This is a genomic window from Treponema sp. R6D11 (assembly GCF_054786075.1).
The window spans coordinates 1-370 of sequence record NZ_BDHD01001166.1; the positions used below are offsets into that span (position 1 = coordinate 1).

Below are 370 nucleotides of genomic sequence, written 5' to 3' on the forward strand. Positions count from 1 at the left end.
AAGTAAAGTCCGTAAGGCCGTACCCGGTGCTCGTTCTTTCTTCGGCGGGGCCGTCCTCGGTGGGCTATTCTTCGGCGGTCGGCGTTTCGGGCAAATTTTATCCCGTAACGGAGCCGACGCACGATTTGTCCGTTTCCTTTGACGAAAGAAACGCCGCATTATTTTCAGACGGCATGGGGCGTTTTTCCGTAACGTCTTCGTCCGACGTTGAAGCGGTAGACCGCCGTTTCGCCAGGGCGGGAACAGGGGCGGCTCTTTTCGGCACGGACAACATGACAAAAACCGATCCGGTCGTTATTAAACCGCAAGCCCAAGACGCTCTTTTCGCCTCGGGCAGCCGCATCAGGGATTTTACGATTGAGTTCTGGCT

1 pseudogene is annotated in these 370 nt (G+C 55.9%); it reads left to right on the forward strand.

Annotated features, from left to right (window positions below):
* Positions 1-26: 26 nt before the first annotated feature.
* A pseudogene (locus ACYVTD_RS17955) lies at positions 27-370 on the forward strand (hypothetical protein); the annotation flags it as partial.